The organism is Rathayibacter sp. VKM Ac-2803, from assembly GCF_009807175.1.
Classification (GTDB): Bacteria; Actinomycetota; Actinomycetes; order Actinomycetales; family Microbacteriaceae; genus Rathayibacter.
In genome coordinates this window covers 3241912-3253792 of record NZ_WUCD01000001.1, presented here as the reverse complement: position 1 = coordinate 3253792, position 11881 = coordinate 3241912, and the positions used below count along the sequence as shown (strand labels likewise).

Below are 11881 nucleotides of genomic sequence, written 5' to 3'. Positions count from 1 at the left end.
TACTCGACCAGCATGGGAGGAGAGGGGAGGGGACGCCGACGTCTCTCCTCACTGAACGAGCCGCGCAACTGAGGCGGAGAGCCGCCGAAGTGGAAGAACTCGCCGATTCTGGCGTCTCAGCCTTATCGCTGCAGTCGCATCGCGGGGACCGCGCGAAGACGAGTTCGGTTCAGGGGAGAGCGCCGCGACGGGAATCGCGTGCCAGCGATTCACGGCAGCGCGACGCGACCCGCTCTGCGGAACGCACCACCTCAGGAGGCCGACCGCGCTGAGCCGCGCAGGGAGCGGCTCAGACGATGGACAACAAGACGTGGCCGGAGGACACGGTCGTGCCGGCCTCGGCGGCGAGGCCGCGGACGGTGCCGTCCTTGTGGGCGGTGAGCGGCTGCTCCATCTTCATCGCCTCGAGGACGACGACGAGGTCGCCGGCGACGACGGTGTCGCCCTCGGCGACGGCGACCTTGACGATGGTCGCCTGCATCGGCGCCGTGACGGAGTCGCCGGTGACGGTGCTCACGGATCCGGCGCCGCGGCGCTTGGGGGATGCGGCGGTGGTGCCGCGGGCGGGGGCCGCGCCGACGAGGTCGCTGGGCAGGGACACGTCGACGCGGCGTCCGTCGACCTCGACGACGACGTTCTGGCGGGCTCCCGGCTCCGGGATCGCGCCGGGCTCGCCGCTCCACGCCTCGATGGTGTTGTCGAACTCGGTCTCGATCCACCGGGTGTAGATCGTGAACGGGGCGCCGCCCTCGGGGGCGAAGGCCGGGTCCTCGACGATGACGCGGTGGAAGGGCAGGACGGTCGGCAGGCCGGTGACCTCGAACTCGGCGAGGGCGCGGCGCGAGCGCTCGAGTGCCTCCTCGCGGGTGCGGCCGGTGACGATCAGCTTCGCGAGGAGGGAGTCGAACGAGCCCGAGATCACGTCGCCGGCGATGACGCCGGAGTCGACGCGGACGCCCGGTCCGCCGGGGGCCTTGAAGACGTGGATCGGACCCGGGGCGGGCAGGAAGCCGCGACCCGCGTCCTCGCCGTTGATGCGGAACTCGAACGAGTGGCCGCGCGGCTCCGGGTCGTCGTAGTCGAGGGTGCCGCCCTCGGCGAGGCGGAACTGCTCGCGGACGAGGTCGATGCCGGTGACCTCCTCCGACACGGGGTGCTCGACCTGCAGGCGCGTGTTCACCTCGAGGAACGAGACCGTGCCGTCCTTGCCGATGAGGAACTCGCAGGTGCCCGCGCCGACGTAGCCGACCTCGCGGAGGATCGCCTTCGACGCCCGGTAGAGCTCGCTGTTCTGCGCCTCGGTCAGGAACGGCGCGGGGGCCTCCTCGACGAGCTTCTGGTGCCGGCGCTGCAGCGAGCAGTCGCGGGTCGAGACGACGACGACGTTCCCGTGCGAGTCGGCGAGGCACTGCGTCTCGACGTGGCGCGGCTGGTCGAGGTACTTCTCGACGAAGCACTCGCCGCGACCGAAGGCGGCGACGGCCTCGCGGGTCGCGGAGGCGAAGAGCTCCTCGATCTCGTCGCGCTCGCGGGCGACCTTGAGACCGCGGCCGCCGCCTCCGAACGCCGCCTTGATGGCGACGGGCAGGCCGTACTGGTCGACGAACTCGAGCACCTCGGCGGCACCCGAGACGGGATTCAGCGTGCCGGGGGCGAGGGGAGCGCCGACCTTCTCGGCGATGTGTCGGGCCGACACCTTGTCGCCCAGGCTCTCGATGGCGTCGGGGCTCGGGCCGATCCAGACGAGCCCGGCGTCGAGGACGGCGCGGGCGAAGTCGGCGTTCTCGGCGAGGAACCCGTAGCCCGGGTGCACGGCGTCGGCGCCGGAGCGGCGGGCGACCGAGAGGACCTTCTCGATGACGAGGTACGTCTCGGCGCTGGTGGTGCCGCCCAGGGCGTAGGCCTCGTCGGCGAGGCGGCTGTGCACGGCGTCGCGGTCCTGGTCGGCGTAGACGGCGACGGAGGCGATCCCGCTGTCACGGGCGGCACGGATGACTCGGACGGCGATCTCGCCTCGGTTGGCGATGAGCACCTTCGTAATGCGCGACATGGTCCCCAACACTAGGGGGCTGCTCGGCGATGCCCCGCGCGGCTCTCCACAAAGAAGGGAGGGGGCTTCGTCGGTTCCGCACAAGCGCGGCCGGGCGCCTCAGCGGTTCCAGAGCGAGGGCCAGTCGATCCCGAATCCGCGGACCAGCGAGCGCAGGGTGGGCACCGACATGCCGATCACGGTCGAGGGGTCGCCCTCGATCCGGCTGATGAATCCGGCGGCGAGCCCGTCGATGGTGAAGGCGCCGGCGACCTCGAGCGGCTCCCCGGTGGCGATGTAGGCGTCGATCTCGGAGTCGTCGATGTCGGCGGCGAAGGTGACGGCCGCCGAGGTGACGGCTCCGGCCTCGGCGTTCACCCGCCCGCCGCGGTGATCGATCAGCCAGTGGCCGGAGTGCAGACGGCCGGTGCGACCGCGCTGCGCCCGCCAGCGCTCCCTGGCCCGCTCGGGCTCGTGCGGCTTGCCGTGGACGACGCCGTCGAGCACGAAGGCCGAGTCGCCGCCGAGGACGAGCCCGTCGATGTCCGGCCCGAGGACCGCCGTCGCCTTGGCGCGGGCGAGGAGCGCGACGGTCGCATCGGCGTCGAGAGCGGCCCCGCCCTCGGCCTCGGCGCGGGCGACGGCCGCCGGCTCGTCCACCTGCGACGGCACGACGACGGGCTCGATCCCCGTGGCCCGCAGCAGCGCGAGCCGCGCGGGGGAGGTGGAGGCGAGGTAGAGGCGCACGCGGGCTCCCTGCGGTCGCACCCACGCTGTGGGATGCTCGACGGATGGCACAGACTCCGTCCCGCGCGCCGTCCCGCCCCGAGGGGGCCGACCCAGCACTCGGAACCGAGATCGAGGTCGACATTAGCAACGTCGCCCACGGCGGCGTGTTCGTCGCCCGGCACGAGGGTCGCGTGATCTTCGTCCCCGACGTCCTGCCCGGCGAGCGGGTGCGGGTGCGCATCAGCGAGGTCAGGCACGCCAGCTTCTGGCGCGGCGACGCCCTCGAGGTCCTCGAGGCCTCGCCGCACCGCGTCGCGCACATCTGGCCGGAGGCGGCTCTGGACCGGCGTCCCGAGGAGCGCGTCGGCGGGGCGGAATTCGGTCACGCGGCCCTCGATCACCAGCGCGCGTTGAAGCGCCTCGTGCTCGAGGACTCCTTCTCGCGCTTCGCCCGCCGCGAGGTCAGCGTCGAGGTGTCGCCGGTGCACGGCGACGACGACTCCGGCGGCCTCGGCTGGCGCACCCGCAACCGCCTGCACGTCGACGACGACGGTCGCGTCGGGCCCTACGCCGCGCGCAGCCACCACGTCGTCACCGTCGACTCCCTGCCGCTCGCGACCGCCGCGTCGACGGCGGCCGCTCCGCTCGGCCAGCGCCTCGCGCCCGGCTCGGTCGTCGATCTCGTCGACGCCGCGGGGTCGGAGGGGGCCGCCGTCCTCGTTCACGACCCCAGTGACAAGCGCGCGCGGAGGGACCGCACCGTCGTCACCGAGTTCGTCGCCGACCGCACGTTCCGCGTCGACCGCGCCGGCTTCTGGCAGGTGCACCGGGGCGCCGCGACCACTCTCTTCGACGCGGTGCAGGCGAGCGTCGACGCCGAGCTCGCCGATCTCCGCGCGGCTAACCACGACCTCTACGGAGGCGTGGGGCTCCTCGCCGCGGCGCTCACCGACCGCCTCGGCGCGGGCGTGCGCATCACCAGCGTCGAGAGCGACGCGCGGGCGACCGAGCACGCTCTCGAGAACCTGGCCGACCAGCCGGGCGCCCGCGCCGTGACCGCTCGCGTCGACCGCTACCTCCGCGACGCCGTGGCGCAGGCCGACGCCCGGGAGCGCGAGCGCTGGCGCGCCGCCACGGTCGTCCTCGACCCGCCGCGCTCGGGAGCGGGCAGGGCCGTCACCGACGCCCTGATCGAGCTCGCGCCCGCGCAGCTGGTCTACGTGGCCTGCGACCCGGTCGCGCTCGCCCGCGACGTCGGCTCGCTGACGGCCGGCGGCTACGAGCTCGAGCGCCTCGACGGCTTCGACCTCTTCCCGCACACCTCGCACGTGGAGGCCGTCGCCCGCCTCACCCGCCGCGGGGCGTGAGGGCCCGCCTCGCTACGATGAGCCCCGATGGAGTCGACGATGAGCACTGAGCCCCGGGTCCGCGTGGCGATCGTCGACGACCACGAGTCGGTGCGGCTGGGCGTCGCCGCCGCCATCGAGAGCGCGGGGATGCACGTCGTCGCCGCGGCCGAGACCGTCGGGGCGCTGGAGCAGCTGCTCGGAGGCGCCGAGATCGAGGTGCTCGTGCTCGACCTCTCGCTGAACGACGGGTCGAGCATCACCGCCAACGTCAAGTGGGGCCAGGTCCGCGGCTCCGCCGTGCTGGTGCACAGCATCGCCGACCGCGTCGTCGCCGTGCGGGAGGCGCTCGCCGCGGGAGCCGCCGGGGTCATCCCGAAGTCGTCGCCGATGTCGACGGTCATCGCCGCGATCCGCACGGTCGCGCGCGGCGAGGTGCTCAACAATCTCGAGTGGGCCTCGGCGATCGACGCCGACGACGACTTCGCGCGCGCCGTCCTCGGCCGCCGCGAGCGCGACGTGCTGCACCTCTACGCCTCAGGGCTCCCCCTCAAGCTGGTCGCCGAGCGCCTGCAGATCTCGGTCTCGACCGCCAAGGAGTACCTCGACCGCATCCGCGACAAGTACGTCGAGATCGGGCGGCCCGCGCCGACGAAGGTCGACCTCCTCCGCCGCGCAGTGGAGGACGGGATCCTGCCCGGCATCGACCCGGACGACGGCGATGCCGGGCGCTGAGACCCTCGCGGTCCGCGCGCCGGCCAACCGCGAGCGCATCGACCGGATCATCGGCACCGTCGTCTCGTTCTTCGGCTTCGGCTTCGCGCTGCAGACCGTGCCGCCGATCCTCAGCCAGCTCCCCGATCTGCGGCCCGCGGTGGCGTGGCCGGTCCTCGCGCTCGTCTTCGGGGCGCTCGCGGCCTCGGTGGTCACCGCGGTCCTCCGCCGGGGGATGCGGATCACCGCGATCCTGGTCGCGGGCGGGCTCCTCGTCGCCCTCGTCTCGTGGCCGTTCTCGGTGCTCCCGGACGCCGCGGTGCAGGAGACGCCGTGGATCTGGTACCTGATGACCATCGGCACCGCGTTCTGCACGACGGTGGCGTCGCTGCGGATCGCGATCGCCTACGCGGTCACGACGCCGCTGCTGTTCGGGGTGCTCCGCGTCCTCCCCTCGGGCGGCGCGGCGGAGCCCACGCGGGCGATCCTAGACGCGTTCTACGTCGGCATCGTCGGCTTCGTGATGCTCGTCCTGATCACCGTGCTGCGGCAGTCGGCCGACGAGGTCGACCGGGCGCAGACGACGGCCATGGACCAGTACGAGGCGGCGATGCGCCAGCACGCGGGCGAGGTCGAGCGCGTCGAGGTCGACGCCCTCGTGCACGACAACGTCCTCGCGACTCTCCTCGCTGCCGCCACGGCCGAGACGCCCGCCGAGCGCTCGCTGGTCTCGTCGATGGCCCGACGCACTCTCGCCGTGCTCCTCCCCGAGCGCGAGTCCGAGGTCGCGGACGGCGACGTGCCGCTCGAGCTCGTCGAGCGCCAGCTCACCCACGCCGCGTCGACCTTCGCGGCCGATTTCCTCCTCGAGATCGCGAGCGGAGTCGACGCGCGGGCGAGCAGCGTCCCGCGCGCGGTGGCGGAGGCGGTGCTCGGCGCCGTCTGGCAGGCGCTCACGAACAGCGTCCAGCACGCGGGACCGAGCGACCAGGTCCGGCGGACCGTCCGGGGCGTGCTCGACGACGGTGCGGTCGACGTCGTCGTCGAGGACGACGGCCGCGGCTTCCGGGTCGCCGAGGTGCCGCGCGAGCGCCTGGGCATCCGCCTCTCGATCGTGGAGCGGATCCAGAACGCCGGCGGCTCGGCCCGGGTCGACTCCGCACCGGGCGAGGGCACCCGGGTCGCCATCACGTGGCCGCCGTCGGCCGGCGGGGGGCGGCGCTCGTGATCACCTACCCGCGCCCGCTCCTCTACGCCCTCGCCGCGGGCTTCTCGCTCTACCACGTGGTCCTCGCGTTCTTCTCGTACCGCAGCACGCCGCCGAGCACCGCCGACCTCGTCGCCGTCGGGCTCTACGTCGCCGCGACGATCGTCGCCCTCTGGCCGGGCACCGCGATCCGGATGCAGGCGCTCGTCGGGTTCTCGATGACGGCGGTGGCCGTCGCCCTGCCGCTGCTCGTGGCCCCCTCGCTCGATCCGGGAGCCTCCAACGGCTACTCCACCTGGTACATCGCCGCCGTCGGCACCCTGATGACCATCGTCTGCGCGAGGCGGCGGCCGATCGCCGCCTGGGCGGGCATGGCCTTCCTCATCGTGCACACGACGATCTGGGCCGGGCCCGTCGCCCTGGCGACGCTGGGCGTGGTCGGCGGTCTCGCCTGGGTGGGGATCGCGCAGCTGCTGATCATCGAGCTCGGGCGGGCGAGCTCCGAGGCCCGCGTCCTGGAGGCGGCGGAGCGCGCCGCCGCCTCGTGGCGTGCGGCGGAGGAGGCGCATTTGAGCGAGCGCGAGGTCAGGCTCGAGCAGACGCGCGCCATCGCCTCGGACATGCTGCGCCGTATCGCGACGAGTGGATCGGAGCTGAGCGACGAGGAGCGCAGGGAGTGCGGCCTGCTCGAGGCCTCGGTCCGCGATGAGATCCGCGGCCGGCGACTGCTCGACGACGAGGTGCGCCGACTCGTGCTCGACGCGAGGCGCCGGGGCGTGACCGTGTCGGTGCTCGACGACGGCGGGCTCGACCGCACCTCGGAGGAGGAGAGCGGCCGGGTCCTGAGCGAGCTCGCCCAGGCGCTGGGAGGGATCCGGGAGGGCGTGGACCGCATCGTCGTCCGCACCGCCTCGCAGGACTCGCCGTCGGCGGTCACCGTCGTCGGGCTCCGGACGGCCGGGGACGGCAGCGCCGGGGCCCTCGGCTCGGATGACGCGGGCGACGAGGTCGAGGCCTGGGTCGAGATCCGGCGCGACGAGCGCGACTCCGCCCGAGCCTGAACTCTGCATCGAGCGCCGGTCGCCGATCGATGCTGAGCAGGCTCGCGTCTCGCGCGCCTGCTCGTTCGAGCTTCGTCGGCTGAGAAGTCCCGTCGGTTAAAAGAGTGCGGCGGGCCGTCCACTCCTCCGAAGAGGGGGCCCGGCCCGCCGTCAAACCCCGAGTGAGGGTGATAACCCGAATATCACCCTCACTCGCCCCCAAAACACCCGCCCGCTTACCCTGGTCGGCGAGTGATTGGCAGCGCCCCCTCCGAGGAAGGAGCACCGAACACGCATAATCATCCTCAGCGGGCGGAGATCCAGATAGTCGGCACTTTAGGGGACTAATCGGGGTACAAATCTCACGTTCGCCGAGACGTCCAGCGCCATCGGGGTACAGAGCCCGCCGCAGACGGGTCAGCCGGAGAAGGAGCGCCAGGCTCCCGGCCCCGGGACGAGCGGTGCGCGGACGGCCGACGCTCGTGCGCCCCAGCCCCCGTCGGCGACCTCCGACGGCTCGCGACGGGCGGAGGCCTGCGCCGCCAGCGCGGTCACCACGGCGGTGACGGCGGCGATCTGACGGGCGTCGAGACCCGGGGTCGAGATGACGACGTCGGGCCGGGAGTCGTGAGCGCTCATCCCGCGACCGTACCGCATCGGCCGCCGCGGGGGTCGGGCAGCACGGCCGTTCCGGCGTCGACGGGACGGCCCGCCCTTCACGGCCGGGAGTCGGCGGCACGCGGTTATGCTGACGCCGGGCGTCGCCGGAGCGGCGTCGTCCGCAGGTCTCGAACAGGAGTGCACACCATGCCGTCGTGGTTCTCGGGGCGCGGCGCCGCACTGGTCCGAGCCGGGCGGCACCTGGTGCGCCGATCGCCCGTCGCCGTCTCCGTGACCCTGGTCCTGCTGCTCGCGAGTGCGGCGACCGGGACCCTCATCGGGCCCGCGAGCGCCGAGACCTCGGCCTGGTGGGCCGCCGGGCCCGGGACGACGCTGGGCGGGCGCCCGTGGACCGCGGTGACGGCGCTCCTGATCGCCTCGGACCCGCCGCAGCTCCTCCTCGACGTCGTCCTCGTGCTGCTCCTGCTGGCCGCTGCCGAGCGCCGGCTCGGCTCCCTCCGCACCGTTCTCGCCTTCACCGTGACCGGCGCACTCGGAGCGGGCCTCGGCGCCGTGCTCCAGGTGGCGGGCGCGGCGGCGGGGGAGTGGTGGGCGACCGACACCGTCGGCGACGCGACCTTCGACCCGCTGATCGGCGCCGTCGGCGCTCTGCTCGCCTCGACCGCGTTCATGGGCGCCCTGTGGCGGCGTCGTCTGCGCGTGACGACCTTCTCGGTCGTGCTCATGTTCGTCCTCTACGCCGGCGACTCCGCCGACGTGTACCGCATGATCGCCGGAGTCGCGGGTCTCGCCCTGGGCGCCGTCCTCGCCGGCGGGGTCGGCGCCCTGCGCCCCCGCACGCCCGCGAGGAGCTCCCACCGCGAGTCGCGCGCGCTGATCGCCGCCGTGGTCGCGGTGACGGCGATCGGTCCGCTGGTCGCGGTGCTCTCCGACTCCGGGTACGGGCCGTTCTCGTTCCTCGGTCGCCTGCTGCAGAACGCCTTCACGGGCACGGGCGACCTCGAGGACCCCTGCGGCGGGATGGTGCGCCACTGCACCCACCACGTCCAGCTCAGCCTCGTGGCGCCGGGGCCGATCGTGCTGACCTTCGTGCCCCTCCTGCTCTTGCTGGTCGCGGCGGCGGGGCTGCGCTCCGGACGACGCCTCGGTCTCGTCCTCGCGATCGGCGTCAACGGCGCGATCGCCGTCCTCGAGGTCTTCTCGCTGCAGCGCGCGGCACGCCACTCCGACTTCCCGTACTACGCGGAGTACCTGCTCTGGGTCGCGACGACGGTGATCGTCCCCCTCGCCGTCGTCGCCCTGCTCGTGATCGGGCGTCGGCACTTCCGCATCAGGGCTCCCCGAGCGGCGGCGCGACGCTGGGGGCGGATCGTCGGCGGTGCCTTCGTCGTCGCGCTCGGCGGCTACCTCGCGCTCGCCGCGGCGACGCGGACCAGCTTCGAACCCGTGATCGGAGTCGGACGCCTGCTGATCGACGGGCTGCTCCGCTTCGTCCCGGTCAGCTTCCTCGGCGGTCTCGGCCTGATGGCGGTGCCCCGCGAGCCGGTCGCGCGGGTGGTGTTCGAATGGGTGGGCCCGGTCTTCTGGCTCCTGGTGATCGTCGCCCTCGTCTCGCTCCTGCGCGCCACCGATGTGCAGCGGGTGAGGGGCGACGAGGCCCGCTACCGGGAGCTCCTGGTACGCCACGGCGCGGGCAGCCTCGGACACCAGGGCACCTGGCAGGGCAACGAGCACTGGATCTCGGCCGACGGCGAGGGCGGTGTCGCCTACCGGGTGGTGGGCGGAGTCGCGATCACGCTGTCCGATCCGGCCTGCGCACCGGAGAGGCGGCCCGAGGTCGTCGCCGGCTTCGTCCGCTTCTGCGACGAGCGGAGCTGGACGCCCGTCTTCTACAGCGTCCACGACGAGCTGCTGCCCGTGTTCGACGCTCTGGGCTGGTCGCGGATCTCGGTCGGCGAGGAGACCGTCATCGAGCTCGACGGCTTCGAGCTGACCGGCAAGCAGTGGCAGAAGGTGCGGTATCCCCTCAACCGCGGCATCAAGCTCGGCATCGAGGCCGTCTGGACGAGCTGGCCCGAGCTCTCGCTGGGCACGGCGAACCAGATCGTCGACCTGTCGGAGCGCTGGGTCGCCGAGAAGTCCCTGCCCGAGATGGGCTTCACGCTCGGCGGCATGGACGAGATCCGCGACGCCGATGTCGCGCTCCTGCTCGCGGTCGGCCCCGACGGCGTGCTCCAGGGCGTGACGAGCTGGCTGCCCGTGCACCGCGAGGGACACGTCGTCGGCTGGACCCTCGACTTCATGCGCCGCTCCGACGACGCGATGCCGGGGATCATGGAGTTCCTCATCGCCTCGGCCGCGCTGCACGTCCAGCAGGAGGGGGCCGAGTTCGTCTCCCTGTCGGGCGCGCCGCTCGCCGTCGCTCCCCTCGAGGCGGGCCAGGAGGCGCCGGAGCCGACCGTGCTCTCGCGCCTGCTCGAGTTCCTCGCGCGGACTCTGGAGCCGGCGTACGGCTTCACCTCGCTCTTCCGCTTCAAGGCCAAGTTCCACCCGCGCTACGCAGGTCTCTGGATGACCTACCCCGACGCCCTGCAGCTGCCGCGCATCGGCGCCGCGCTCGGCCGGGCCTACCTCCCCGATCTGTCCGCACGGGAGGCGCTGGCCTTCGCCCGCACCCTCGGCGCCCGGCCCGAGGAGCGGGCACCCGCCGACGCGAAGGCGAGCCGACCTGCCGCGGAGCCCAGCGGTTAGAGCAGGAGCTCGCCGCGCAGGACGCGCCCTGCGACGACCGTGAGCGCGGTCGACGTCGATCGCGCGTGGCGGCGGAGGACGTCGAACGCCTCCTCGGTGCTGATGTCCCGCGAGTAGGCGACGGCTCCCTTGGCCTGCTCGATCAGCACCCGGCTGTCGAGGGCGCGCTGCAGCTGGCTGCGCACGAGGTCGCTCTCCTCCAGCGCGCGCTGGTGCAGGATGCCGATCGTCGCCACGTCGGCGAAGGCCTGCACGACCGCCACGTCCTCGGCGTCGAGGACGCCGGGCGCGGTGCCGAACAGGTTGAGTGAGCCGATGCACTCGTTGCGGAGCCGGAGGGGGACGCAGTGCACCGATCGCAGGCCCAGCTCGAGGGCGCGCTCGCGGAAGTGGCTCCACTCGGCCGGAGACTCGGTGATGTCGGCGACGACGACGACCTCCCCGGTGTGCAGGCAGCGCATGCAGGGCCCGGCATCGTCCTGCAGCTGCAGGAGCCCGATCAGGCGCGAGTCCTCGTTCGTCGACGCGAGCACCTCGGCCACGCCGTGCGCGTCGCGGAGCACGAGGCCTGCCGACGCCGCCTCGAACAGGGAGGCGCTCCGGTCGACGAGCAGCTGCATGAGCTCGACGGTGTCGTAGTCGTCGACGAGGGTGTCGGAGAGCGTCACGAAGGTCTCGATGAGATCGTGCTCACGGGCGCGGGCAGTCATGGTGTCGATCCTAGATTTCGGAGGGTGGCGGGGGGAATCCGGAGCGGCGATCGGCGATCTCCTCCGCGACGTCGGCGACCGTGCGGCCCAGCGCGAACGCGTGGGCCCTCAGCAGCAGGAGCGCATCGCCGGGAGTCGTCCGGTGGCGCGCCACGATCATCCCCGTCGCCTGGTGGATGACGCGCCTCGAGTGCGGATCGTCGGATCCGCCGGTGCCGCCGTCGACCAGCACCTGGACGACCAGCTCGAGGGCGGTGCCGGTGCTCCGTCGGCGGATCGCGTCGACCACCGACACGGGGAGGGGTCCGGGGCTGCTGTTGTGCAGGCCGACGACGCCCACGTCCAGCCCGCCGACGCGCAAAGAGAACGCGTAGACGGCGTCGACCGCGATCCTGGTCGCCTCGTCGGCGAACAGCGGCCAGCGCGGGATCGCCTCGCGCACGTCGTCGACGAGCACCGGTCCGCGGCTGCGCACGGCGTCCCAGCCGGGTCCCTCGCCGAGGTCGAGCTGGATCTCGTCGAGCCGTGCCGCGACGGCATCGCTGGCGGCGACGGTCTCGCCGGCGTACAGCGATCCGATCGTCGAGATCGCCGCTCCGCAGACCGGGAAGTCGTCGACGTAGGTCGCGCAGATCCTGCTCAGTGCATCGATCGGCATCGGCCCTCCGATCTGCACGCTGACCCTCGTCGAGGGCTCACGTTAGCAGCCCTGTCGCGAATCGTCGGATGCGGTC

The 11881-nt window shown here is 73.1% G+C and carries 10 protein-coding genes; 5 read left to right on the top strand and 5 right to left on the bottom strand.

Going from position 1 to position 11881, the window contains the following annotated elements; all coding sequences use genetic code 11:
* Positions 1 to 289: 289 nt before the first annotated feature.
* Both GRS96_RS15165 and GRS96_RS15160 read right to left on the bottom strand, forming a co-directional pair.
* Entirely contained in the window at positions 290 to 2050 is a 1761-nt protein-coding gene (locus tag GRS96_RS15165; RefSeq protein WP_159988880.1) for an acetyl/propionyl/methylcrotonyl-CoA carboxylase subunit alpha, read from the bottom strand.
* A gap of 99 nt (positions 2051 to 2149) precedes the next feature.
* Positions 2150 to 2776 (bottom strand): Maf family protein, encoded by a 627-nt coding sequence (locus tag GRS96_RS15160; protein ID WP_159856736.1) that lies wholly within the window; start codon positions 2774 to 2776, stop codon positions 2150 to 2152.
* Positions 2777 to 2820: 44 nt separating this feature from the next.
* Here GRS96_RS15160 and GRS96_RS15155 point away from each other — a divergent pair, with 44 nt between their 5' ends.
* Genes GRS96_RS15155 through GRS96_RS15140 form a run of 4 tightly spaced genes read left to right on the top strand, consistent with a single transcriptional unit; the run spans position 2821 to position 7086 of the window.
* Positions 2821 to 4125, top strand: a complete 1305-nt coding sequence (locus tag GRS96_RS15155; protein ID WP_159988879.1) for a class I SAM-dependent RNA methyltransferase — start codon at positions 2821 to 2823, stop codon at positions 4123 to 4125.
* A gap of 39 nt (positions 4126 to 4164) precedes the next feature.
* Complete coding sequence (locus GRS96_RS15150; RefSeq protein ID WP_159856732.1) at positions 4165 to 4839, top strand: response regulator transcription factor; 675 nt, start codon at positions 4165 to 4167, stop codon at positions 4837 to 4839.
* Positions 4826 to 6046 carry an ATP-binding protein gene (locus GRS96_RS15145; protein WP_159988878.1) on the top strand — a complete coding sequence of 407 codons (1221 nt, stop codon included), beginning with the start codon at positions 4826 to 4828 and terminating at the stop codon, positions 6044 to 6046. Before GRS96_RS15150 ends, GRS96_RS15145 begins: the two co-directional genes overlap by 14 nt.
* Complete coding sequence (locus tag GRS96_RS15140) at positions 6043 to 7086, top strand: hypothetical protein (protein ID WP_159988877.1); 1044 nt, start codon at positions 6043 to 6045, stop codon at positions 7084 to 7086. Before GRS96_RS15145 ends, GRS96_RS15140 begins: the two co-directional genes overlap by 4 nt.
* A gap of 396 nt (positions 7087 to 7482) precedes the next feature.
* Here the strand turns inward: GRS96_RS15140 and GRS96_RS15135 are convergent, their stop codons facing one another.
* On the bottom strand, positions 7483 to 7704 hold the full coding sequence (locus GRS96_RS15135) for an acyl-CoA carboxylase subunit epsilon (RefSeq protein ID WP_159856726.1): 222 nt from the start codon (positions 7702 to 7704) through the stop codon (positions 7483 to 7485).
* Between the two features lie 168 nt (positions 7705 to 7872).
* On the opposite strand from GRS96_RS15135, the gene GRS96_RS15130 reads away from it, so the two are divergent.
* Positions 7873 to 10437, top strand: a complete 2565-nt coding sequence (locus GRS96_RS15130; protein WP_159988876.1) for a bifunctional lysylphosphatidylglycerol flippase/synthetase MprF — start codon at positions 7873 to 7875, stop codon at positions 10435 to 10437.
* Here the strand turns inward: GRS96_RS15130 and GRS96_RS15125 are convergent.
* Together GRS96_RS15125 and GRS96_RS15120 are read right to left on the bottom strand one after the other, a co-directional pair.
* Positions 10434 to 11147 (bottom strand): GAF and ANTAR domain-containing protein, encoded by a 714-nt coding sequence (locus tag GRS96_RS15125; RefSeq protein WP_159856714.1) that lies wholly within the window; start codon positions 11145 to 11147, stop codon positions 10434 to 10436. The two genes, GRS96_RS15130 and GRS96_RS15125, sit on opposite strands and share 4 nt — an antisense overlap.
* A gap of 10 nt (positions 11148 to 11157) precedes the next feature.
* Complete coding sequence (locus tag GRS96_RS15120; RefSeq protein WP_159988875.1) at positions 11158 to 11805, bottom strand: ANTAR domain-containing protein; 648 nt, start codon at positions 11803 to 11805, stop codon at positions 11158 to 11160.
* Positions 11806 to 11881: the final 76 nt, after the last annotated feature.

Excerpts from the sequence above, each read along its gene's own strand:
- GRS96_RS15130 (WP_159988876.1), top strand. The coding sequence starts at position 7,873 with ATGCCGTCGTGGTTCTCGGGGCGCGGCGCCGCACTGGTCCGAGCCGGG.
- GRS96_RS15125 (WP_159856714.1), bottom strand. The coding sequence starts at position 11,147 with ATGACTGCCCGCGCCCGTGAGCACGATCTCATCGAGACCTTCGTGACG.
- GRS96_RS15145 (WP_159988878.1), top strand. The coding sequence starts at position 4,826 with ATGCCGGGCGCTGAGACCCTCGCGGTCCGCGCGCCGGCCAACCGCGAG.
- GRS96_RS15165 (WP_159988880.1), bottom strand. The coding sequence starts at position 2,050 with ATGTCGCGCATTACGAAGGTGCTCATCGCCAACCGAGGCGAGATCGCC.
- GRS96_RS15135 (WP_159856726.1), bottom strand. The coding sequence starts at position 7,704 with ATGAGCGCTCACGACTCCCGGCCCGACGTCGTCATCTCGACCCCGGGT.
- GRS96_RS15155 (WP_159988879.1), top strand. The coding sequence starts at position 2,821 with ATGGCACAGACTCCGTCCCGCGCGCCGTCCCGCCCCGAGGGGGCCGAC.
- GRS96_RS15120 (WP_159988875.1), bottom strand. The coding sequence starts at position 11,805 with ATGCCGATCGATGCACTGAGCAGGATCTGCGCGACCTACGTCGACGAC.
- GRS96_RS15150 (WP_159856732.1), top strand. The coding sequence starts at position 4,165 with ATGAGCACTGAGCCCCGGGTCCGCGTGGCGATCGTCGACGACCACGAG.